20 protein-coding genes are annotated in these 21,309 nt (G+C 73.1%); 7 read left to right on the top strand and 13 right to left on the bottom strand.

The features are described 5' to 3' along the window. The 3 genes from AB0O29_RS06410 to AB0O29_RS06420 form a co-directional block, all read right to left on the bottom strand. The coding region (locus AB0O29_RS06410) for an SAV_2336 N-terminal domain-related protein (protein ID WP_365146991.1) at positions 1-2,564 on the bottom strand (2,564 nt) is incomplete at its 3' end. A 6-nt stretch (positions 2,565-2,570) separates the two neighbouring features. Further along, entirely contained in the window at positions 2,571-3,581 is a 1,011-nt protein-coding gene (locus AB0O29_RS06415) for a MoxR family ATPase (protein ID WP_365146994.1), read from the bottom strand. 88 nt (positions 3,582-3,669) lie between these two features. Continuing rightward, complete coding sequence (locus AB0O29_RS06420; RefSeq protein ID WP_365146997.1) at positions 3,670-5,733, bottom strand: trypsin-like peptidase domain-containing protein; 2,064 nt, start codon at positions 5,731-5,733, stop codon at positions 3,670-3,672. Positions 5,734-5,867: 134 nt separating this feature from the next. Here AB0O29_RS06420 and AB0O29_RS06425 point away from each other — a divergent pair, with 134 nt between their 5' ends. After that, positions 5,868-6,053 carry a DUF6104 family protein gene (locus AB0O29_RS06425; RefSeq protein WP_010061466.1) on the top strand — a complete coding sequence of 62 codons (186 nt, stop codon included), beginning with the start codon at positions 5,868-5,870 and terminating at the stop codon, positions 6,051-6,053. A gap of 152 nt (positions 6,054-6,205) precedes the next feature. On the opposite strand, the gene AB0O29_RS06430 is transcribed toward AB0O29_RS06425, so the two are convergent. The 4 genes from AB0O29_RS06430 to sodN form a co-directional block, all read right to left on the bottom strand. Further along, positions 6,206-7,309 (bottom strand): methyltransferase domain-containing protein, encoded by a 1,104-nt coding sequence (locus AB0O29_RS06430; protein WP_365147000.1) that lies wholly within the window; start codon positions 7,307-7,309, stop codon positions 6,206-6,208. Between the two features lie 208 nt (positions 7,310-7,517). Continuing rightward, complete coding sequence (locus AB0O29_RS06435) at positions 7,518-8,342, bottom strand: hypothetical protein (RefSeq protein WP_365147003.1); 825 nt, start codon at positions 8,340-8,342, stop codon at positions 7,518-7,520. 228 nt (positions 8,343-8,570) lie between these two features. After that, positions 8,571-9,938: a helix-turn-helix domain-containing protein gene (locus AB0O29_RS06440; protein ID WP_365147006.1), complete on the bottom strand. Its 1,368-nt coding sequence runs from the start codon at positions 9,936-9,938 to the stop codon at positions 8,571-8,573. Between the two features lie 181 nt (positions 9,939-10,119). After that, a complete protein-coding gene (sodN, locus tag AB0O29_RS06445) occupies positions 10,120-10,515 on the bottom strand; it encodes a superoxide dismutase, Ni (protein ID WP_007266490.1) in 396 nt (131 codons plus the stop codon). Positions 10,516-10,688: 173 nt separating this feature from the next. Here sodN and sodX point away from each other — a divergent pair, with 173 nt between their 5' ends. After that, entirely contained in the window at positions 10,689-11,108 is a 420-nt protein-coding gene (gene sodX / locus AB0O29_RS06450; RefSeq protein ID WP_365147009.1) for a nickel-type superoxide dismutase maturation protease, read from the top strand. Here the strand turns inward: sodX and AB0O29_RS06455 are convergent. Then, positions 11,012-11,641, bottom strand: coding sequence for a CGNR zinc finger domain-containing protein (locus AB0O29_RS06455; protein ID WP_365147012.1), 630 nt, complete (start codon positions 11,639-11,641; stop codon positions 11,012-11,014). The two genes, sodX and AB0O29_RS06455, sit on opposite strands and share 97 nt — an antisense overlap. Positions 11,642-11,735: 94 nt before the next feature. Here AB0O29_RS06455 and AB0O29_RS06460 point away from each other — a divergent pair, with 94 nt between their 5' ends. After that, positions 11,736-12,509: a class I SAM-dependent methyltransferase gene (locus AB0O29_RS06460; protein WP_365147015.1), complete on the top strand. Its 774-nt coding sequence runs from the start codon at positions 11,736-11,738 to the stop codon at positions 12,507-12,509. Between the two features lie 70 nt (positions 12,510-12,579). Here AB0O29_RS06460 and AB0O29_RS06465 read toward each other — a convergent pair whose 3' ends face one another. Genes AB0O29_RS06465 through AB0O29_RS06475 form a run of 3 tightly spaced genes read right to left on the bottom strand, consistent with a single transcriptional unit; the run spans position 12,580 to position 15,277 of the window. Beyond that, entirely contained in the window at positions 12,580-13,332 is a 753-nt protein-coding gene (locus AB0O29_RS06465; protein ID WP_079431951.1) for an amino acid ABC transporter ATP-binding protein, read from the bottom strand. An 11-nt stretch (positions 13,333-13,343) separates the two neighbouring features. Then, positions 13,344-14,297 carry an amino acid ABC transporter permease gene (locus AB0O29_RS06470; RefSeq protein WP_365147018.1) on the bottom strand — a complete coding sequence of 318 codons (954 nt, stop codon included), beginning with the start codon at positions 14,295-14,297 and terminating at the stop codon, positions 13,344-13,346. 32 nt (positions 14,298-14,329) lie between these two features. Continuing rightward, entirely contained in the window at positions 14,330-15,277 is a 948-nt protein-coding gene (locus AB0O29_RS06475; RefSeq protein ID WP_365147021.1) for an ABC transporter substrate-binding protein, read from the bottom strand. A gap of 539 nt (positions 15,278-15,816) precedes the next feature. Between AB0O29_RS06475 and AB0O29_RS06480 the strand changes: the two genes are divergently transcribed. The 4 genes from AB0O29_RS06480 to AB0O29_RS06495 all read left to right on the top strand — a co-directional run bounded on the left by AB0O29_RS06480 (position 15,817) and on the right by AB0O29_RS06495 (position 19,289). Next, positions 15,817-17,007 (top strand): NADP-dependent malic enzyme, encoded by a 1,191-nt coding sequence (locus tag AB0O29_RS06480; protein WP_365147182.1) that lies wholly within the window; start codon positions 15,817-15,819, stop codon positions 17,005-17,007. 479 nt (positions 17,008-17,486) lie between these two features. Continuing rightward, on the top strand, positions 17,487-18,449 hold the full coding sequence (locus tag AB0O29_RS06485) for a zinc-binding dehydrogenase (RefSeq protein ID WP_344164921.1): 963 nt from the start codon (positions 17,487-17,489) through the stop codon (positions 18,447-18,449). Positions 18,450-18,519: 70 nt separating this feature from the next. After that, a complete protein-coding gene (locus AB0O29_RS06490) occupies positions 18,520-18,729 on the top strand; it encodes a helix-turn-helix domain-containing protein (RefSeq protein ID WP_365147024.1) in 210 nt (69 codons plus the stop codon). Then, positions 18,729-19,289: a Clp protease N-terminal domain-containing protein gene (locus tag AB0O29_RS06495; RefSeq protein ID WP_365147027.1), complete on the top strand. Its 561-nt coding sequence runs from the start codon at positions 18,729-18,731 to the stop codon at positions 19,287-19,289. Before AB0O29_RS06490 ends, AB0O29_RS06495 begins: the two co-directional genes overlap by 1 nt. A gap of 8 nt (positions 19,290-19,297) precedes the next feature. Here the strand turns inward: AB0O29_RS06495 and AB0O29_RS06500 are convergent, their stop codons facing one another. After that, positions 19,298-20,185, bottom strand: a complete 888-nt coding sequence (locus AB0O29_RS06500; RefSeq protein WP_365147030.1) for a helix-turn-helix transcriptional regulator — start codon at positions 20,183-20,185, stop codon at positions 19,298-19,300. Position 20,186: 1 nt separating this feature from the next. Further along, complete coding sequence (locus tag AB0O29_RS06505) at positions 20,187-21,110, bottom strand: DUF4097 family beta strand repeat-containing protein (protein WP_365147033.1); 924 nt, start codon at positions 21,108-21,110, stop codon at positions 20,187-20,189. Positions 21,111-21,309: the final 199 nt, after the last annotated feature.

Raw genomic sequence — 21,309 nt, forward strand, 5'->3', positions numbered from 1 at the left:
CGCGTACGGATCCTTCCCCGGCCCCCGGCCCCGCCGGGGGCGGCCGGGTCGCCGTCGGGCGCTCCGGGGCCGGACGGCCCGCCCGCCCCCCGACGGGCGGCCGGGTCCGCGTCGCTCGCCGTCTCCCGTGCCGGGCCGTCGGCGGGGCTTTCCGCGGCCCGGGCCCCGGTGCGGGGCGGGGGCGCGGGCGCCGGGTCCGTCTCCAGCAGGGCCAGGGCCGTCTCCAGGTAGGCGGCCGCCCGTTCCGCGAGGGCCGTGCGGTCCTGCGGGGAGGGGGTGCGGGCCAGGAGGGCCAGCAGGACCGTGCCCAGGGCCAGGAGGACGTCCGGGTGCGCGGCCGGCGGGTCGGCGGCCAGGGGCTCCAGGGCGGCCAGGGCCTCCTGCAGCGGGGCCGTGTCCGCGCGGAGCCCGCCGAGCCGGACCAGGGTCCGGGCCCGGCGCACGGCGCAGTCCGTCCGCAGCCCCGCGTCCCCTCCGGCGGCGGCCCCGGCCTCGGCGAACTCCCGGGCGGCGGCGGCCAGCGGCTCCTCCCCGTCGGGGCCGGCCGCCAGGGCCCGCTCGTACAGCACCCGGCCCAGCGCCGCCCGCCCCCGGGCGGTCCGCAGCCCGGTCACGGCCCGCTCGGCCTCGTCGAGGTGCTCGGGGTCCCGCTGGGCGGCCCACAGCCGCAGCAGCACCCCGGCCAGTTCGGCCTCGGCCTCCTCCGGCGGGTCCCCGGGCCCGGGCGGGAGCGCCACGGCCCGGCGCAGCAGGGCGGCGGCGTCGTGCAGATGGCGCGCGTCCCCGTCGGCGTCCGCGAGGAGCAGCCGCTCGCGCGCCGCCAGCAGCGGGGCGCCGCGCCCGGGCGGCACGGGTACGGGCGCCGGCTCCGGTTCCTCCTCCGGGGGGCCGGGCAGGTAGCGGCGTACGACCTTCGCCGAGACCTGCGCGAAGGCCTGCGGGAGCGGCCCCGCCGGCGGCTCCTCCCCCTCCGCCCCGGGCTCCCCGGCCGGCACGCCGGTCAGCTGGGAGACGGCGAGCGCGGGGAAGTTGCGCACGCCCCGGCCGAAGTGCGCCAGGACGTACTCCGAGCAGTGCTTGAGCACCAGCGCCGCCTCGTCCCGTCCCAGCGGCCCCAGCAGCACGTCCTGCACCCCGGGAACGAACTCGTACCAGGGCCCGGACGTCGTCCCGCTGCGCCGCAGCAGCCCGCTGAGCAGCACCTCGGCGAGGTCGGAGGGCTCCGAGTCGGGCAGCATCGTGCGCTGCACGAGCCGCATCACGGGCAGGGTCAGCGGCGCCGCCGACAGGTACACGGCGAGCTGGACGGCGCCGGGCGCGGCCGAGGCCCGGAAGCGGGTCACCAGCTCCTGCGGGGGCCGCGCGGTCCGGGGCAGCGGTACGGGGGCAGCCGGGTGGCGGGCCAGCACCCGGCCCACCTCGGCCGGTACGGGCCCCGATCCCAGGCCGGCGACGAGCCGGGCCCAGGCGCCGAGGGCCGTCGCGTGGGGCGGCAGCACGGGCACCGTGAGCCCGCCGGCGGGCCGCCCGGGGCGGGTGGGCCGGTCCGGGCGGAACCTGAGCCGGGGCCCGCCGCCCGCCCCGGCCCCGCCGGCGGCGGCCCGTTCCAGCACCCCGCGCTCGGTCGGCAGCCAGCTGCGGGCCCAGAGCCGCTGCGGGAGGGGCTGGACGACCACGCAGGGGGCGCACTCGGCCCAGCGGTGCAGCAGCCGCTGCGCCTCGCCCTCCCGCCACACCGGCCCGGCGCAGTCGGAGACCACCATGGTCAGCGTCCGCCCGGTGGGGTCGCGCAGCTGCTCCCCGGAGCGGACCCCGGCGGCGGGCGAGGGGCCGCGGCCGACGGCGGCGGTGCCGTCGGGGAGCCGGTGCAGGTAGTGCGTCTGGACGTCGCGGAAGGCGCCGAGCCGCTCGCACACCGCCCGCAGTTCGTCGAACATGTCCTGCCACACCGCCATGGACGGCGAGGCGTCCATGACCAGCCGTACGGTCGCCTCCCGGCGGCTCTCCGGCCGGAAGACCGGCAGGACCAGCCCAAGGGCGCGGGCGCTGGCCTCGGCGGTGGCGGACTCGTCGAGGACGGTGCGGACGGGCGGGCCGGGCGGCCGGTGGCGCTGGAGGGCGCGCAGGGCCCGCTGGATGTCGAGGATCCGGGGCAGCGCGGCGGCCCCCGGCACCCGTACGGGGACCCCGGCGGCGACGGGGACCTCGGCCTCGGGCGCGCCGTCGGCGGCCCCGGCTCCGGCGGGGTGGAGCCGGACCGGGTCCTCGGCCGCGTCGTCCTCCCGCACCCGGTCCGGCGGCGGTTCCCCGGGGTCCGGCGGGCGGTTCCCGCCGGCGGGCCGCCGGGGCGGGGCCTTCCTCGCCCCGGCCGGCTCCGGCCGCGCCGGGGCGCCGCCCCGGGCCGCTTCCCGGGTCCGCGCGGCCAGCCACAGGGCGTCGGCGAGCTCCTCGGGGGACGGGTCGAGCCCGGCGGCACGCAGCAGCCCCGCGAGCACGCGCAGCCCGGGGTCCCCGCCCGCCTCGGGCGGCCCGGCGTCCTCGTGGTCCGCGTGCTCTCGGGGCACCGGCCCTCACCTCGGGCGGTCGAGGCGCTGGATGAGCAGGTCCGCGAGGTCCTCGCGGCTGGGCGGGGAGGCGTAGTGGGTGAGGTAGATGGCGTTGAGCAGCTGGTCGGCGGCGACGAGCTCGGAGCGGGAGCGGCTGAGGAACTCCCGGATCAGGTCGGCCCCGAGCCGGGCGGCCTCCTCCCCGAGGTGGGCGCGGACCATGGTCGCGAGCCGCTTCTCGCCGGGCTGGCCGAGCTTGAGCTGGATGCAGCGGCGGAGCAGGGCGGCGGGGAAGTCCCGTTCGCCGTTGCTGGTGAGGATGATGAAGGGGAAGGCCCGGCAGCGGATCCGCCCGTCGCGGACGACGGCCTTGGTGCCGTCGTCGGTGAGGACCTCCACCTCGGGTTCGGAGTCGGCGACGCGTTCGAGTTCGGGCAGCGTGAACTCGCCCTCCTCCAGCACGTTCAGCAGGTCGTTGGGGAGGTCGATGTCGCTCTTGTCGAGTTCGTCGACGAGCAGGACGCGCGGGCGGGCGGTGGGCAGCAGGGCGGTGCCGAGCGGGCCGAGGCGGATGTACTTCCCGATGCCGGGGGCGGCCGCCGCCCCTCCCCCGCTCGCGGCGATCTGTACGTCCTGGAGCCGGGCGAGGGCGTCGTAGCGGTAGAGGCCCTCCTGGAGCACGGTGCGCGAGACGACGGGCCAGCGCAGCACGCGGCCGAGCTTCAGCTCGTGCGCGACGGCGTGCGCGAGGGTGGACTTGCCGGTGCCGGGGTAGCCGGTCACCAGGAGCGGCCTGCGCAGGTAGAGGGCGGCGTTGACGGCCTCCAGCTCCTCCGGTTCGGGCCGGTGCAGTTCGGCGGCCTGCCGGTGGGCGCCCAGGCGCCGGGCCACGTTCCCGTCGGCGGCCGCGGCCGCGCCGCCGGGCTCGGCGACGGGCCCGCCGTCGAAGTCCCGCCAGGGCGGCGGGTCGGGCAGCGCCCCGATCCCGTCGTGGGGCTCGCCGACCCCCCGGTAGATGAGCCATTCGTCGTTCACTGCTGCTCCCTCCCGACCGTCCCGCCGCCACGCGGCCTCGCGCCGCACCCGCCCGCCGCGGCCCGCTCCCGGCGGACGCTCCCCCGCCTCACAGGTCCCCCTGGAGCGGCTCGTCCTCCGGCAGGGCCCGGGCCGGGTCCTCCCAGACGAGGGCCAGCCCGGCCGCCCAGTACGCGTCGGGGTCCGCCCCGTGGGCCCGCCGGCGCAGGGCCTGGAGGCGCTCCGGGAGGACGGCCGCCCGGCCCGCCTCGGCGAGCTCCTCCCGCAGCCCCCGGTGGAACGGCGCGCACGAGGCCCCCGGGTCCGCCGGGGGCCGCCGGCACAACGCCACCCCGTACCCGGCGTCCCGTACGGAGTGCAGCGCGCCCAGGGCCGGCTCGGCGGCCGGGTCCCGGCACAGGACCGGGACGACGGTGTCGGCCAGCCCCTCCAGCCAGGCCTGGGAGGGGCTGCGGGGACGGCCCCGCGAGCAGTCGGCGCGCTGGTCCAGCAGGGGCCCCTCCTGGACCCGGGCCCAGCGCGCCTCGGCCGCCGGTCCGCCGGCGGCGTCGGGGTGGCGGAACACCACCGGCCGCTGCACCCCGACGGGGATCCCGCCCGAGACGGCCCACTCGTCCACGGCGAGCCCGAACAGTTCGGGGGCGACGGCCACTTCGAGCAGGGCGGCCGCCTCGTGCGTGTCGCAGCGGCGGAACCCCTCGGCGAGCGGGGCCCGCAGCGCCTCGGGCAGGCCCGCCAGGCGGGCCCGGACCCCGGCGGCGACGGGGGTGACCCGGCCGGGCCGGGCGGGGCCGGCCAGGACCGACACCCGCCAGTCGTAGACGTCCTCCCAGCCGTGCGCCCAGGCCTCCAGCAGCACCGAAGGCCCTGCCGACAGCGCGTCGGCCCGCCGGGTGCGGCCCAGTGCCGCCCGGCCGGCGGCCTGCCGGCGGCGCCGCTCCCGCTCGTCCAGGCCCCGTTCACGCCGCTCGGCGAGCTCCCGGCGCAGGGGGCGCCACAGCCGCTCGGCGGTGGTGCGGACCCAGTCCCACAGCTCCTCGTCGGCGCCGGGCGCGGGGGGTTCGCGGTGGTCGGCGACGCTGACGCCGGTGGCGTAGCGGAGCATCGCGGCGGCCTCGCCGCCCGCTCCGGGCGGGTCGTGCAGCAGCCCGAGGCCGTCGCGCCAGCTGAGCGGGGCGGGGAGGGTGCCGTCGGGCTCCTCGCCGCGGGCCTGCTCGGCGAGCTCGCGCACGGTCTCCGAGGAGCCGGGCGGCGGCAGTTCGGCGAGCAGCCCGCACAGGGTGGTCCGCTCGCCGGCGGTGAGCCGGCCGCGCCCGCCGTACCCGTCCGCCTCCCCGTCCGCCAGCAGGTCGTGGACGTCGGTCCAGGTGCGGCGGTTGTCGAGGTCGCTCAGGTGCCGGTCGTAGTGGTACAGGTCGTGGGCCTGCATGACGCGGCGGTAGAGCCCGGTCCGTCCGCTCGCGGCCATGGGCAGGGTGCGCAGCTGGGCCACGGACACGGCGAGCCCGCCGCCGCCGGTGTTCCGGCGGGCCTTGACCACGCCGACGACCTCCCCGCGCGCGAGGTCCACGACGGGTCCGCCGGACATCCCGGCCTCGATCTCGTCCTCGTCGCCCAGCCGGATGGCGGCGCCGCCGCCGGCGATGCCGCGCAGCCGGGTGGTGCGGCCGGTGATCTCGCGGATGCCGAGTTCCTCGGTGCAGCCGAAGTAGGCGGCCTCGTCGAGCCGGGGTCTGGCGCGGTCGGTCAGCCAGACGCAGGTGTGGGTGACGGGTGACAGGACGCGGACCAGGGCGAGGTCGGGCAGGTCCCACAGGGCCCGCCGCCCGGGCCGGCGCTCCTCCAGCCGCTCGGGCAGGACGCACTCCACCCGCCCGGCGACCGTCCCGCCGGCGGTGGTGTCTCCCCCGGGGAAGAAGCTGATGCCGACCTCACGCCCCGCCAGACGCACCCCGGCACCCCCTTCACCGACGACGTGCGCACACGTGAGGACCCAGCCGGGGGCGATGAAGAAGCCGCTTCCCCAGGTGGGTCCGGTCCCAGCGCTGTCATACCCGCCCGGGGCCGCGTGGACGCGTACGGTGGCGGCCCGGACCAGGGGTTCCAGGAGCTCGAAGGCGCGCGCGGATCCGCCCGTGCGCCCGTCCGGCATCCCGAGACCCCCCTCCCCCGCGTGCCCCAGCGGCTCCGTCCACGCTAGCGCCGGGGGCCGAAAGGCGGGAGGTGTCGCCGGGGACCCGCATTATCCTGGCGGGAAACACACCCCGACACTGCACGGAGCCCGACTTGTACTTCACCGATCGCGGCATCGAGGAGCTGGAGAAGCGGCGCGGCGAGGAGGAGGTCACCTTCGAGTGGCTCGCCGAGCAGCTGCGCACCTTCGTGGACCTCAACCCTGACTTCGAGGTCCCGGTCGAGCGCCTGGCCACCTGGCTGGCCCGGCTGGACGACGAGGACGACGAGGACGAGTAGCCCGACGAGGACGAGCAGTCCGCGGACGGCGACGACCGAGGGGCCCGACCGCGTGCGGTCGGGCCCCTCGGTGTCGAGGGCGCCTCAGCCGGGCGTCGAGCGGGCGGCCAACCGCGCTGCTGGCCGGAATGGGCTCCGGCCGGGTCCACTGCTCAGGAACCGGCGAGCTGACGGGGGTCGTCCAGCCATGCGTACTGACCGGACCCGTCGATCGTGATGCCGAAGCGGGTGATGTGCGGTCGACCATGCACCTCGTACCAGGTGTACGCGGCGGTCACCTCGGCCCAGAGGTCGCGCGGTCCCCACGTGCGAACGGCGTCCTCTTCCCACCAGTCGCCGTAGCGGACGATCGTGGCCGACGTACCGGCCTCGTCCACGAGCTGGACCTGGCGGTCGCCCCCTTCCCCGCGGTGCGAGTAGGAGACGTCCGGGACCTGGAGGCCGATGGCGAAGTCCTGGAGGTAACCCGCCCCCAGAACCTGCACGGGATCGATCGGCGACCTCCGGCTGGTCGACTCCTCCGGGACCTGGAGGTCGACGGTCGGCCGCTCGGAGCGGATCCACATGTACGACGACTCTCCGACGAAGGATCCCTGTGCCTTCGTCCCCGAGGCGTCGACGCGGAGCCTCAGGAGGCCCGCATTGCTGTAGGCCGTCCCGAACGGGGTGAGGATCACCCCGCTCCGCCTGGACTGCTCGATCCACGCGTACGGAACGCGCCGGAGCGCGGCCGTGTTGATGATCCGGCTGAACGGCTCCCCGCCGGGGGCGCCTTCGAGGCCGTCCCCGACGATCAGCTCCGGGTCGTATCCGGCCGCCTTGAGGTTCGCGGCGCCCGCGCGTGCGAGTTCCTCGTCCACCTCGATGGCGACCACCCGTTCAGACCCGACGCGCTCACACAGCAAGGCTGTGTGGTAGCCGGATCCGTAGCCGATCTCCAGCACGCGGGACCGTGGCGCAAGGTCCAGGTGCTGGAGCTTCCGCATGACAATGTCCAGGGCTGACACGGAGGATGTGAAGTCGCCCGCGCTGGGCCCCGGGGTCATGTCGCCGTCGTCCAGCTGGGTGACGACCGACTGGTGGGGGTTCCAGACGGCGTGACGCCAGACGTCCGGCTCCTCGTCGCGGTCCACGAAGGTCCAGAGGCCTTCGGCGTCCCGTACCGGGAGCCAGACGGCTGCCGGTACGAACGCTTCACGGTCGACCTTGTCGAAGGCTTCGGCCAGCCATGGCTCGCGCAGTAACCCTGCGGTCACCAGGGCCTCGCGGCAGATGTCCCGGTTCACTTCTTACCCGGCGGCAGGGGCGGGGTGGAAGGCTGGGGCGACGGCCGGTTCCCGTCCGGGCTCGGCGGCTGAGACGGCGGCGTCCACGGCTTGTCCTGCGGTGGTCCAGCGTGCTTCCCCATCAGGGTCTCCAATCGCTTCGGTGTGCAGGATGCCCGCTCCTCGTTGGGGGCGGGAGTCAAGGGGTGTCGGCGATCTCGCCGAGGGCCGCGCGCGCGGCGATGAGGCGCGGCACCAGCGCACGCACACGGCCGGCGAGGATGTCCTCCTCGTCACCGTCGGAGGGGTAACTCCGCGCCCAACAGAGCTCCGGGTCATGGTGGACGGCCCAGGCGAAGCAGCAAACGCGACAGTTCGCCATCGGGCCGCCGTACATGATCGCGATCGGTGCGGGTTTCCAGCAGGTCCGACAGAGCATGTGCGTTCGCGCGCACTCGCCCTCGGGGTGGGCGTCGGATGCCTCGACCTCCAGCGTCAGCTGGTGGAGGTCGAAGGCTGCACCGCCGGCGCCCTGCCGGTCTCCCTCTGCCTCCGCGAGCCGTACGGAGCCGACGCGGACGAGCAGGGAGACGGAAGCAGGGTCGCAGAAGCGGGAGGCGCCGCCCAGGGTCGCCCAGTAGATCGGGTGGGTGGCGTCGTACTCCAGGATGCCGGTCGCCGGGACGCCGAGGTACGTGCCGTGGCTGAGGCACTCGGCGCCCGGTGCGGAGGCGCGCCACTCCGTGACGGTGCCGGGCGGGACGATCGCGTAGTAGTTCCGGCCGTGGCCGTCGTGGATGACGGGGCCGCCGAGGCTCTCCTCCAGGCCGAAGTCACTGTGTGCGAAGCTCCGACCTTCCGTCCCGAGGGCTGCCTGGACGAGCGGCTCGGGGAGCCGGACGACGTCGAAGGCCCGGCCGATGGGCATGAGGGTGATGCCCGTCTTACGCCAGTCCTCGCGGGCCTGGTCGGGCGCGTCGTGGTTGCCGACCAGCCACGCACTGAAGATCCGGAACGTCTTCACCGGGAGCCCCTGGGCCGTGCGGGCGCCGGGTCGGCAAGGTGTTCCAAGGAGAGCGGAATCCGGACCTCCCCCGAGTCGCGATCCGTGTTCGGCTCAACATTTCCACTCGGTGAGGCGTACCAGCCTCGAACCATATTGCGCCTCCTGACGATGACGGATCGCCACCGTACGGGCGCAGAGCGCGAGGTTGGGGGACAGGTTGTCCCCCAACCCCAAGCTGTCCCTGTTCTACGCGGTCGTGAGTCCGACCGCCTCGGCCAGACGGCGCGCCTCCGGCCGGAGGGCCCGGGGGGCGTCCCGCCACAGGTCAAGCACCGCCGTGCGCGCCGCAGGCGTGTAGGCCACGGCCTCCGAGCTGATCTCGTGGGCGATCTGCATGACGTACAGCGCGGCCGTGCGGTCGCCCCGCTGGATGTGGCCTCGGGCCACCTCGACCCAGAGGCGGGAGCGTCGCTCGCGCGACGGCATGGCATCCGGGTCGACCTCGTCGGCGAGGACATGGGCTTGGCGTGAGGCAGAGAGGTCGGTGGCGACGCTGATCTGATGGAAGTCCACGTTCGCCTTGCCGAACATCGTGGAGGCGTGGACGTAGCCGGGCGCGAGGGATTTGGCGACCTGGTCGCCGGCGTCCCAGTACCGCCAGGCGTCGCCGGCGCGGCCGGCACGGGCAGCGGTGACGGCCGCGTGCAGCTGGAGCGCGCCGTAGATCCCCCGCCAGTCGGCCGGAGCGCCGTCGAGGTGGGGACGGAGCAGGGATGCGGCGTCCTGGACGAAGGCGAGGGCCTCGTCAGCGCTCGCAGTGGAGCGGAGGATGTTCCCCAGACTCCACGCTGCTGCCGCGATCGCGGAGGGGTCGTCCGAAGCCTGCGCGGCGGCCAGGGCCCGGTCGGCGACGACCCAGGCCATTTCGGCGGGGGCGATGTAGGCGGTGGCCTGGCCGGTGAGCCGGTACGTTTCGGACAAGGCGACGTAGGCCGATCGGCGCCGGTCCCCTTCGAGGGCGCGGACCGCCCTTTCGGCATCCCGGATCAGGGCAGGCAGCCGGGCCCCGACCTGCGTTCTGTTGTGGTCGGATTCGTGCCAGAGCCGCCAGGCATCGTCCACCCGGGCACGGAGAACGGCTGGGTCCGGCGGCGTCTCCGGGAGGTCCCAGAGGAGAGGCCTCGCCATCACGGCCTCCCAAATGGCAGGCATGGCGGAATGAGTGATGCGGCCGCCGCCGACCGGGGCGGCCACTTCCGCGTCGGCGCCCGTGAGGAGCTGGAGGTCATCAAGCTGAAGCGCTCCCGCCAAGCGCATCAACAGGGCATGTGAACGGAGGTCGCGCTCACCCGACTCGATCTTCTTGAGCCAGTCGGGTCCGCGGCCGCAGAGGCCGGCCAGCACGGGACGGGACATCCCGCGTGATTCACGGAGGAGCCTGATTCGCTCACCGGTGGTGAGGTTGCTGGGGATGTCCACGAAGATGTACCCCTTCTCGAATACGCCGTACGGCCAGCGTACGGCGGCCTGTTGGGGCAGGGGAACGACGAGAATGCCCTGCTTCCTGACGGAAGGACCGGGCGAGGGGGCGGTGAGCGGCAGGCCGAGGGTCACCCGGCGATGAGCGCTACGGCACGCTCTGGCACCCGGGGAACGGCGACGCTACGGCGCACGATCCGTTTTCGCCTCCCGAATGATCTCGGGAGAGCCCAACGGCCCGGCCGCGCGGAGCGGTCGGGCCGTTGTCATTTGCGCTCTGACCAGCAGCGCAGGGAGATCCCCGGGGCGCCCAAGATCAGGCGGCCTTCGTCTCCCAGAAGATGCGGTCGATCTCGGCGATGAGCTCCAGCGCCTTGGCGCCGGTCGCCGGGTCGTTCGACGCCTTGGCGGCCGAGAGGGCCTTCAGGGTGTCGTTGACCAGGGTGTGCAGCTGCGGGTACTTCTCGAAGTGCGGGGGCTTGAAGTAGTCGCTCCACAGCACCGACACGTGGTGCTTCGCGAGCTCGGCGCGCTGCTCCTTGATGGTGATGGCGCGCGCGCGGAAGTCCGCGTCCTCGTTGGCCTGGTACTTCTCCTGGACGGCCTTGACGGACTCGGCCTCGATACGGGCCTGAGCCGGGTCGTACACGCCGCAGGGCAGGTCGCAGTGGGCGGAGACCTTCACCTTGGGGGCGAAGAAGCGGGAAAGCATGGAGTGGGTCCTCCTCGTGATCGTCTTCTCAAGGGTGGAGATTACTCGCTGAGAAGACGGAAATCGCGGGCGCCCCCATGGGCTTAGGACAAAAGTCCAGCCTCCGCCGAGGTGCGGTGAGCGAACCTACGGCGCCGTGGGGCAGCATGCGGGCAGGGACGAGGAGGCTGCGGATGGCGGAGAGAGGGCGGTCGCGGGTGCGCGTCGGGTTGACGGAGGTGTCGGGCCCGTCGATGGTGCCGACGCTGCTGCACGGGGACCGGATGGTGGTCCGGTACGGGGCGCCGGTGCGGCCGGGTGGCGTGGTCGTGTTCCGGCATCCGCTCCAGCAGGACCTGCTGGTGGTGAAGCGGGCCGTGGAGCGGCGGCCGGGCGGCTGGTGGATGCTCGGGGACAACCCGTTCAACGAGACCGGGGACAGCACCGACTACGGCGCCGTCCCCGACGACCTCGTGCTGGCGACGGCCGTGCTGCGGCTGCGGCCGCGCCCGGCGCATCAGAGTTCGCTGAGGGCCCGGCTGTCCTGGGCGCTGTCGGCGGTGCGGCCGCTGCGTGCGGACTCCTCGGCCTCCAGGCGCTTGCGGGCGCGGTAGGCGGCGACGTTGGCGCGGGTGGCGCAGCGGTCGGAGCAGTAGCGCCGGGAGCGGTTGGTGGAGGTGTCGAGGTAGGCGTTGCGGCAGGGCGGGGCCTGGCAGAGGCCGAGCCGGTCGGGGCCGTGCGCGGTGAGGTGGAAGGCCAGTCCGAAGGACGCGATCGCGGCGTAGCCGGCGGAGGCGTTGGACGGGTGGTCGGCGAGGTGGATGTGCCAGTCGGGGCGGCCGTCGGGGCCGACGAGGTCGTGGCCGGAGACCTGCGGGCTGACGGGGAACTCCATGAGCAGGGAGTTCAGGAGGTCGACCGCGAGGACGTGGTCGCCGCCGTCGGCGGCCTCGAAGACGGCGCGCAGCCGGCCGCGGACGTTGCGGAAGCGGGTGACGTCGGTGTCGGTGACCCGGCGGGCCATCTGCGTGCTGGGGCCGAAGAGGGCACGGACGTCGTCCGCCGAGGTGAGGGCGTCCTTGCTGCGGGCCGGCTCCTCGGTGTTGACCAGGCGCACGGCATAGTCCGAGTAATGGGCCAGTTCCACTTGTAGTCCTTACGGCTGCGGGTTAGTGTCGGGTCACGGCCGCTGGTAACGGCTGCTCTTGCTTCGAGGGTATTACGTTGTGGAGGGGTTCGGGATGACGGATACGGCGACTGGCTCGTTCGGTACGGACTGGCAGGCCTGGCAGGACAGCTGGGACCGCCAGCAGGAGTGGTACATGCCCGACCGCGAGGAGCGGTTCCGGGTGATGCTGGACATGGTCGAGGCGCTGGCCGGCCCCGCGCCCCGGGTCCTGGACCTCGCGTGCGGTACGGGAAGTATCACGGACCGCCTCCTCAAACGGTTCCCGGAGGCGGTCAGCACCGGACTGGATCTCGACCCCGCCCTGCTGACGATCGCCCGCGGCCACTTCGCCGGCGACGACCGGGTCACCTTCGTCACCGCCGACCTCAAGGATCCGCACTGGCGCGCCGCGCTCCCGTACGACTCCTACGACGCCGTCCTGACCGCGACGGCCCTGCACTGGCTGCACAGCGAGGAGCTGGCGGTCCTCTACGGGCAGATCGCGCCGCTGGTCCGCCCGGGCGGGGTCTTCATGAACGCCGACCACATGCCCGACCCGGCCACCCCGCTCATCAACGCCGCCGACCGCGCCCAGCGGCACGCCGGGATGGACCGGGCGAAGGCGGACGGGGTCCTGGACTGGCGCGACTGGTGGGCGCTGGCGGCCGCCGACCCGGTGCTGGCCGAGCCGACGGCGGCCCGCTTCGCGATCTACGGGGAGCACGCCGACGGGGACACCCCCGACGAGGCCTGGCACGCCCGCACCCTGCGCGGGGCCGGCTTCGCCGAGGCCCGGACGGTCTGGCGCTCCCCCTCGGACGCGCTGGTCCTAGGTCTGAAGCAGTAACTTCACACCGGCAGCGCGAAGGGGGCGGCACGGGTTTCCCGTGCCGCCCCCTCCGGATTCCCGCGGAGCGTCAGAGCACCTTGGAGAGGAACGCCTTGGTGCGGTCGTGCTGCGGGTTGCCCAGGACCTCGCGCGGGTGGCCGGACTCGACCACGACGCCGCCGTCCATGAAGACGAGGTTGTCGCCGACCTCGCGGGCGAAGCCCATCTCGTGGGTCACCACGATCATGGTCATGCCGGACTCGGCCAGGTCGCGCATGACGTCGAGGACGTCACCGACCAGCTCCGGGTCGAGCGCCGAGGTGGGCTCGTCGAAGAGCATCAGCTTCGGCTCCATGGCCAGCGCGCGGGCGATCGCCACGCGCTGCTGCTGGCCGCCGGAGAGCTGGGTGGGGTAGTTCCCGCCCTTGTCGCCGAGGCCGACCCGGTCCAGGAGCTTGACGGCGCGCTCGCGCGCCACCGCCTTGGACTCGCCCTTGACCATGACCGGGGCTTCCATGACGTTCTCTATGGCCGTCATGTGGGGGAAGAGGTTGAAGCGCTGGAAGACCATGCCGATGTCCCGGCGCTGGGCCGCGACCTCGCTGTCCTTCAGCTCGTAGAGCTTGTCGCCCTTCTGCTTGTAGCCCACCAGCTGGCCGTCGACCGAGAGCCGGCCGGCGTTGATGCGCTCCAGGTGGTTGATGCACCGCAGGAAGGTGGACTTGCCGGAGCCGGACGGGCCGACCAGGCAGAAGACCTCGCGGGGGGCGACCTCAAGGTCGATGCCGCGCAGGATGTGGGCGGCGCCGTAGGACTTGTGGACGCCTTCGGCCTTGACCATCGGCTGGGCGGTCACTTCGCCACCTCCGTACGGCGGAACATGTTCAGGTTGGCCTTGAGCCGCTCGAACGGGGTGGGCGGGAGGCTGCGCAGCGAGCCGCGGGCGTAGCGGCGCTCCAGGTAGTACTGGCCGACGCTGAAGACGCTGGTCAGCGCCAGGTACCAGATGGAGGCGACGAAGTACATCTCGATGACCGCGCCGGCGGTGCTGCCGATGTTGGAGCTGGCCCGCAGGAGTTCGGTGTACTGGACCGCCGAGACCAGGGAGGAGGTCTTCAGCATGTTGATGAACTCGTTGCCGGTCGGCGGGATGATCACGCGCATGGCCTGCGGGAGCACGACGCGGCGCATGGTCTGCGTCTGGGTCATGCCGAGCGCGTGGGAGGCCTCGGACTGGCCCTCGTCGACGGACTGGATGCCCGCGCGGACGATCTCCGCCATGTAGGCGCCCTCGTTCAGGCCGAGGCCCAGGAGGGCGACCATGAACGGCGTCATGACGTCGACGGTCTCGTTCTTGTAGATCGGTCCCAGGTTGATGTACTGGAAGATCAGCGGGAGGCTGAACCAGACCAGCAGCTGCACGTAGACCGGGGTGCCGCGGAAGAACCAGATGTAGAGCCAGGCCACGAAGCTGGTGACCGGGTTCTTCGAGAGGCGCATCACCGCGAAGAGGATGCCGAGCGCGAGGCCCAGCGCCATCGAGGTGATGCTGATGATGATGGTGTTGCCGAGGCCGCTCAGTACGGCGGAGTCGAAGACCTTGTCGCCGACCGTCGCCCAGATGATCTTGCCCTGGGAGAAGGCGTAGACGAGCCACGCCAGCAGGACGGCGACGACCACGGCGCTGATCCAGCGGCCGTAGTGCCGTACGGGGATTGCCTTGATGGCCTCGTAGGGGGTGGTGCCCGAGGCGCCGGGCCCGGCCGGCGGAGTCGCGGCCGGACCCTTGTCGATCTTGTCAGTCACAATGACTGCCCTTCAGTGGAGCGCTTCGGGTCTTACTTGCCGGCGTTGATCGAGGCGGACTGCACGGCGCCGTCCTTGACGTTCCACTTCTCCAGGACCTTGGCGTAGGAGCCGTCCTTGATGATGGCGTCCACGGCCTCCTTGAGGGCGTCGCGGAGCTGGGTGTTGTCCTTGGAGACCGCGATGCCGAAGAGGCCGACGTCGGACTGCTGGCCGCCGACCTCGAAGTCGTTGCCGCCGCCCGAGGTCTTCGCGATGTACGAGGTGACCGGGAAGTCGTTCAGGTCGGCGACGGCGCCGCCGGCCTTCACGCGGGTCTGGGCCTCGGCGTCGGTGTCGAACGCCTCGATGGTGAGCTTCTTGTCCCCGCACTTCTCGGCCTGGGCCTTGAAGGTGTCCTCGTAGATGGTGCCGCGCTGGACGGCGACCGTCTTGCCGCAGAGGTCGTCGAGGGACTTGATGTTGTCCGGGTTGCCCTTCTTGACCAGGAGCGAGACGCCGGAGGACATGTAGTCGACGAAGTCGACGCCCTTGCCGATCTTCTGGCCCTTGTCGTCGAGGCCCTCCTGGCGCTTCTTGTTGTCCGTCATCGAGGAGATCGCGACGTCCTGGCGGCCGGTCTCCAGGGAGGTGATCAGGCCGTCGAAGGTGCCGGAGGTGAACTGGAGCTTCACGCCGAGCTGCTTGCCGAGCGCCTCGGCGATGTCCGGGTCGACACCGACGATCTTGCCGTTGTCCACGAACTCCATCGGGGCGTAGGCGGTGTCCGAGCCGACCTTGATGACACCCGCGTCCTGGATCTTCTTCGGGAGCTTGGAGAAGAGCGGGGCGCTCTTGTCCGCCGTGCCCGAGCCGGAGGAGGACTTGTCGGTCTGGTCGCCACACCCGGTGAGGATCAGGGCGCCGGCGACCGCGATCGCGCCGACCGCGGCGATGCGGGACCGGGCGGCGGTCGTACGACGGGTGGTGCTTGCGGTCATGAGCTGGTTCCTCCGACGGGGGTGGAAAAGCATCCGAGAACAGGTCGAGCACGCACCATCGAGTGCCGCGACCTTGTGTGATTACGGCATCTTGCCATTCGGACTGGCGCATTCAGGGTGCCCGTGAGGTCAAAATCAGATAACGGGCGCCCCCGACTACCCAACAGGACTGCGGGCAAGGCCCCTCGGAGCCGCACAAACCGCCGTGACCTGGCATTTTCGCCTCACTATTTCCCGGTCGTCTCGCCTGCTGGACAGAGACCTTTGGACTTTTGGCCAAAACCGGGACAAGCAACCTACGATCGGTCCGGAATCGACTCGTCTGGGCGTGTGCTCTTCGGGTAGAACAGATCCTTACACCCCTCATCCGGGGCTCAGGGCGCGCGTGCGGCGCGCCCGCGCGTACGAACCTCCCCTCCGAGGAGACGGGTCAACCGTCGACGCGGAGTACGGACGCGGTGCCCGCCCACCCCTTAACCAGGAGTGGCCACCCTCAATGAACTCAAGGACTTAAGGGGTCACCCGAAGTGGCAGCCGAGATCGTCAACCCTCGCAGCGACAGTGCGACGGACAACAACCCCGACGCGGTGTTCGCACTGCACCGGGGCGGCAAGATGGCCATTCAGGCCACCGTGCCCGTCAAGGACAAGGATGACCTGTCCCTGGCCTACACGCCCGGCGTGGCGAAGGTGTGCACCGCCATCGCCGAGCAGCCCGAGCTCGTGAACGAGTACACCTGGAAGTCCAACGTGGTCGCCGTCGTCACCGACGGTACGGCCGTGCTCGGACTCGGTGACATCGGTCCCGAGGCCTCCCTCCCCGTCATGGAGGGCAAGGCGATCCTCTTCAAGCAGTTCGGCGGCGTGGACGCGGTGCCGATCGCGCTCGCGACCAAGGACACGGACGAGATCGTCGAGACGGTCATCCGTCTGGCGCCGTCCTTCGGCGGGGTGAACCTGGAGGACATCTCCGCCCCCCGCTGCTTCGAGATCGAGCGGCGCCTCCAGGAGGCGCTCGACATCCCGATCTTCCACGACGACCAGCACGGCACGGCCATCGTGACGCTGGCCGCCCTGCGCAACGCGGCCAAGCTCACCGGCCGCACCCTCGGCGACCTGCGCGCCGTGATCGCGGGCGCCGGCGCGGCGGGCATCGCCATCGCCAAGATCCTCGTGGACGCGGGCATCGGCGACGTCTGCGTCACCGACCGCAAGGGCGTCGTCTCGGCGGACCGCACCGACCTGACGGACGTCAAGGCGGAGATCGCGGGCCTGACCAACAAGACGGGCCGCAGCGGCACCCTGGAGGAGGCCCTCGCGGGCGCGGACGTCTTCATCGGCGTCTCCGGCGGCACCGTCGGCGAGGAGGCCGTGGCCACGATGGCGAAGAACTCCTTCGTCTTCGCCATGGCCAACCCGAACCCCGAGGTCCACCCCGACATCGCGCACAAGTACGCGGCGGTCGTGGCCACGGGCCGTTCGGACTTCCCGAACCAGATCAACAACGTGCTGGCCTTCCCGGGCATCTTCGCGGGCGCCCTGAAGGTCCGCGCGACCCGGATCACCGAGGGCATGAAGATCGCCGCCGCGGACGCCATCGCCGGCGTCGTGGGCGACGAGCTCGCCGCCGACTACGTGATCCCCTCGCCGTTCGACGAGCGCGTCGCCGAGGCCGTCACGGCCGCGGTCGCCGCGGCCGCGAAGGCCGACGGGGTGGCCCGCCTCGTCTGAGCGACGGGCGGGGCCCCGCGGGGCTGAACGGGTGAGGCCCGGCCGGAGTGATCCGGCCGGGCCTCTTCGTGTACACGGAGGGCCGCCGCGCAGGGGGACGCACCCTCCCCGCCCCCGAACGGGGAGGGGGACGTCACGGGTCCTTCGCCGCGGCCGGCCGTGGGCCTCCTCACCGGCTCGACCGGGCACGACCGGGCGCGACCGAGTACGAGCAGACGCGCGCGGAAAGAGCGCGCGAAGGGCGCCCCGGGAACGCGGGAGGAGTGTGCGGGGTACGTGACACGCTCATGACGAGCCACCGCATGGCCTGAATATTACCCCCATCCGAGGGCTGCCGATCTATTCCGTTTAGCCCTATGGGCCGGGCAAACCACATGGCACAGACGGTAGTTGGAGCAATCCACTCCGCTTCCGCTCCAGCCCCTCCGCGACCCCGCGCCCCTGGTCAGGGGCCCTACCGACCGGTAGCCTCTGGCGCCATGTTCGCTGCCTATGCCGCCCGAATCGACCGAGACCAGCCGCTGAACGGCCTTGAGCTGGGCGAACGCCCGGCCCCCGAGGCCCGCCCCGGCTGGGTGACCGTCAACGTCAAAGCCGCCTCGCTGAACCACCACGACCTGTGGTCCCTGCGCGGGGTGGGCCTCGACGCCGGCAAACTGCCCATGATCCTCGGCTGCGACGCGGCCGGCACCGACCAGGACGGCAACGAGGTCGTCCTGCACTCCGTGATCGGCCAGAGCGGCCACGGCGTCGGCCCGGACGAGCCCCGCTCGGTCCTGACCGAGCGCTACCAGGGGACCTTCGCCGAGCAGGTCAGCGTCCCGGCCTGGAACGTGCTGCGCAAGCCCGCCGAGCTCTCCTTCGCCGAGGCCGCCTGCATGCCGACGGCCTGGCTGACCGCGTACCGGATGCTCTTCACCAACGCCGGGGTCCGCCCCGGCGACTCCGTCCTCGTCCAGGGCGCGGGCGGCGGGGTCGCCACGGCCGCGATCGTCCTGGGCCGGGCGGCGGGCCTGCGGGTCTACGCCACCAGCCGGGACGAGGCCAAGCGCAAGCGCGCGGTGGAGCTCGGCGCCGTCGAGGCCTTCCCGCCGGGAGCCCGGCTCCCGCACCGGGTGGACGCCGTCATCGAGACGGTCGGCGCGGCCACCTGGTCCCACTCGGTCAAGTGCCTGCGCCCGGGCGGCACCCTGGTCATCTCGGGCGCCACCAGCGGCGACACCCCTCCACAGGGGGAGCTGCGCAGGATCTTCTTCCTGGAGCTGAAGGTCGTCGGCTCGACGATGGGCACCAAGGACGAGCTGGAGGACCTCCTGGCCTTCTGCGCGACCACCGGGGTGCGCCCGGTCATCGACGAGGTCCTCCCGCTGGACCGGGCCCGCGAGGGCTTCGAACGCCTCGAATCCGGCGACCTGTTCGGCAAGATCGTCCTCACGGTCTGAGCGGGCGGCCCGGCCCCCGGCTTGTCAATCAGGGTTGACACCCCTCCCGTGTCAACCTAGATTGACACGCATGACCGAAGCCACCGATCTCGCCACACGGGCCGGAGACCGGGACCCCCGCGTGGGCCTGCGTGCCGTGGCCGCCCTCCGCAGGCTGCTGGAGCAGCTGGAGGCCGTCCAGGTACGCAGCGCCCGCGCCCAGGGCTGGTCCTGGCAGGAGATCGCCGCCGAACTCGGCGTCAGCCGGCAGGCCGTCCACAAGAAGCACGGGAGGCTGTGATGTTCGAACGCTTCACCTCGGACGCGCGCGACGCGGTGGCGGGCGCCGTCGCCCAGGCCGTCGCGGCCGGGTCCGACACCGTCACCGAGGAACACCTGCTGCTGTCCCTGCTCGATCGGGGCGCACTCGACGCCCTCGGCGTCGACGGCTCCGCGCTGACCGCCGACCTGGAGGCGACCCGCCGCCGGGGCGGGATCTCCAGGGCCGACGAGGAGGCCCTGGCGGGCCTGGGCATCGACCTCTCGGAGATCGTCTCCCGGATCGAGGAGACCCACGGCGAGGGCGCCCTCACGGCCCCCGCGCCCCGCAGGCGGGGCCTCGGCGCCTCCCTCCGCGAGGTCCTGGGCCGCCCCGGACCCAAGCGGCGCCACTTCCCCTTCACCCAGGGCGCCAAGAAAACCCTGGAACAGGCCCTGCGCATCACCCTGGGCCGCAAGGACCCCTCCATCGGCACCCCGCACCTGCTCCTGGCCCTGCTCACCCGCCCCGGCACGGTCTCCGAGGTCCTCGCGGACCACGGAGTGACGTACGCGCGGGTGGAGACCGCCCTGGCGGCCTGACGGCGCGGCTACGCGCCCGTCCGCAGGCCCGCCTCGATCCGGGCGGCCGCGGCCGCCCGATGGGCCCGGGCCTCCGACAGCTGGGCCGGGGTGACGCCGTGGTCGCGGGCCGCGTCACGGACGTCGTCGCGGAAGCGGTCCAGCAGCCGGTCCAGGTCGCGCGCCGGATCGGCGGTCGGCGCCAGGTCCTCCGCCCAGGCCGAACCCGAGGGCCCGGGGGCGGTGGGCGCCTCGGGGGCGGCGGAGGCCCCGTTGCCCAGCCAGGCCCCGGCGATGCTGCCGAACACCCCGCCCGTCTTGCTGAACTGCTCCTGGAGCTGCGCGGCGATCCGCTGCACCTCCTCGCGGGCCCGCTCCTGCGCCTCCTTGGCCTGGCGGCGGGCCTGCTGGGCCTCCTCGCGGGCCCGGCGGCTCTCGTCCTTGGCCCGGCGGGCCTGCTCCTTCCACTCCTGGCGGGCCTTGCGGAGCTCCTCCTTGGCGGCCTTCCAGGACTCGTCCTCGACCTGCGTCGCCGAGGCGTTGGCGGCGGCCAGCATCTCGCGCCGCAGATCACCGGCGGCGCCCCGGACGTCGTCGCGGATCTCGGCGGCCAGTTCGGAGACCGAGTCGCGGATCTCCAGCTCCAGGTCGGCCAGTTCACCGCCGCGGTCGGCCAGTTCGGCCCGCCCCGCCTCGGTGATCGAGTACACCTTGCGCCCGCCCTCGGTCGCGTACGTGACGAGCCCCTCGGCCTCCAGCTTCGCCAGCCGCGGGTACACGGTGCCGGCGGAGGGCGCGTACAGCCCCTGGAAGCGCTCCTCCAGCAGCCGGATCACCTCGTAGCCGTGGCGGGGCGCCTCGTCGAGCAGCTTGAGGAGGTAGAGGCGGAGACGGCCGTGGGCGAAGACGGGCGGCATGTCAGAGCACCTTCTTGTCGAGCTGGAGGGGGGCCGGGGCCTCGGCGTCGGCCTGCGGGCGGCGCAGGACGGCGATGGACCCGGAGACGGTGGTGGCCCGCAGCGTGCCGGAGCCCTTGCCGAGGGTGCCGGTGATCCGCTTCGCGCCCAGCTGCCCGGTGACGCGCAGGTCCTCGAAGGCGTTGGAGACGCTGCCGGTCGCCGTGTTGGCCTCGACCTTGGCGTCGGCGGGGTGCGGCAGGCGGATGGCGACCTGGCCGGAGACGGAGTTGAGGAAGATGTCCACCGGCTTGGGGTCCGCCCCCTCGGCGGCGAGGTCGATGAGCATGTCGCCGCTGACCGAGTCGGCCCGTACGCTGCCGCCCGCGCCGTCGACGACGGTCAGCCCGCCGGAGACCGAGTGGAAGCCGAGCTCACCGGTGACGGACTGCACCTCGACGCTGCCGGACACGGTGTGCGCCTTGACCCGCCCTGACAGGCCGACCAGGGTCGCGTCGCCCGAGACCCCGTTGACGTCGGTGGCACCGGAGATGCCGGAGACGAACGCGGTCGCGCTGACGGTGGCCAGCTGCACGGCGGTGGCGGCGGGCACGGTCAGCGTGACGGTCACGCTGCGCTCCCAGGCCTTGCGCCCGTCGGGGGAGGAGCCGGACCAGGCCTTCCAGGGCTTGCCCTCGAACCACTTCTTGAACCCCTGGGTGCCGTTCCAGGGCAGGTCCTCGTAGGACACCGTGAGCGTGCCGCCCTCCTGCACCACGTGCAGCGGGGGCCCGTCGACCGCGCCGACCTCCAGCCGGGCGGGGCCGTCCTCGGCGGCCACGACGTTCACGGTGCCGCCCACCACCCGGACCCGGAGCTCCGTGACGGGCTGCTCGAAGGTGAGCCGCTGGGGTGCGGGGACGGACCAGGTCGTCTGCTCAGGCATGGTGCTGCTCCTCCTCGTGGGCTGACGCACGCAACATATCGCGTCTTCTGAAGAACACGATATATCGCGGTGTCGCGAAGTCAAGCACACGACACGGGCACGCCGTCGGGTCCCTTCGGGGGGCGGGCATGGGTAAGCCCCGCTCACCCGCCTCTCAGGGCGGGGCGGGGGCGGGGCGGGATTCCGCGGGGCGCGGCCG

The sequence above is a fragment of the Streptomyces sp. NPDC089915 genome (assembly GCF_040684675.1).
Lineage (GTDB): Bacteria > Actinomycetota > Actinomycetes > Streptomycetales > Streptomycetaceae > Streptomyces.

What these genes read in the sequence shown, in the direction of transcription:
- AB0O29_RS06500 (WP_365147030.1), bottom strand. Translation starts at nt 20,185, where the DNA reads ATGCCGCCCGTCTTCGCCCACGGCCGTCTCCGCCTCTACCTCCTCAAG.
- AB0O29_RS06475 (WP_365147021.1), bottom strand. Translation starts at nt 15,277, where the DNA reads ATGACCGCAAGCACCACCCGTCGTACGACCGCCGCCCGGTCCCGCATC.
- AB0O29_RS06490 (WP_365147024.1), top strand. Translation starts at nt 18,520, where the DNA reads ATGACCGAAGCCACCGATCTCGCCACACGGGCCGGAGACCGGGACCCC.
- AB0O29_RS06485 (WP_344164921.1), top strand. Translation starts at nt 17,487, where the DNA reads ATGTTCGCTGCCTATGCCGCCCGAATCGACCGAGACCAGCCGCTGAAC.
- AB0O29_RS06460 (WP_365147015.1), top strand. Translation starts at nt 11,736, where the DNA reads ATGACGGATACGGCGACTGGCTCGTTCGGTACGGACTGGCAGGCCTGG.
- sodX (WP_365147009.1), top strand. Translation starts at nt 10,689, where the DNA reads ATGGCGGAGAGAGGGCGGTCGCGGGTGCGCGTCGGGTTGACGGAGGTG.
- AB0O29_RS06495 (WP_365147027.1), top strand. Translation starts at nt 18,729, where the DNA reads ATGTTCGAACGCTTCACCTCGGACGCGCGCGACGCGGTGGCGGGCGCC.
- AB0O29_RS06465 (WP_079431951.1), bottom strand. Translation starts at nt 13,332, where the DNA reads ATGGTCAAGGCCGAAGGCGTCCACAAGTCCTACGGCGCCGCCCACATC.
- AB0O29_RS06420 (WP_365146997.1), bottom strand. Translation starts at nt 5,733, where the DNA reads ATGCCGGACGGGCGCACGGGCGGATCCGCGCGCGCCTTCGAGCTCCTG.
- sodN (WP_007266490.1), bottom strand. Translation starts at nt 10,515, where the DNA reads ATGCTTTCCCGCTTCTTCGCCCCCAAGGTGAAGGTCTCCGCCCACTGC.
- AB0O29_RS06505 (WP_365147033.1), bottom strand. Translation starts at nt 21,110, where the DNA reads ATGCCTGAGCAGACGACCTGGTCCGTCCCCGCACCCCAGCGGCTCACC.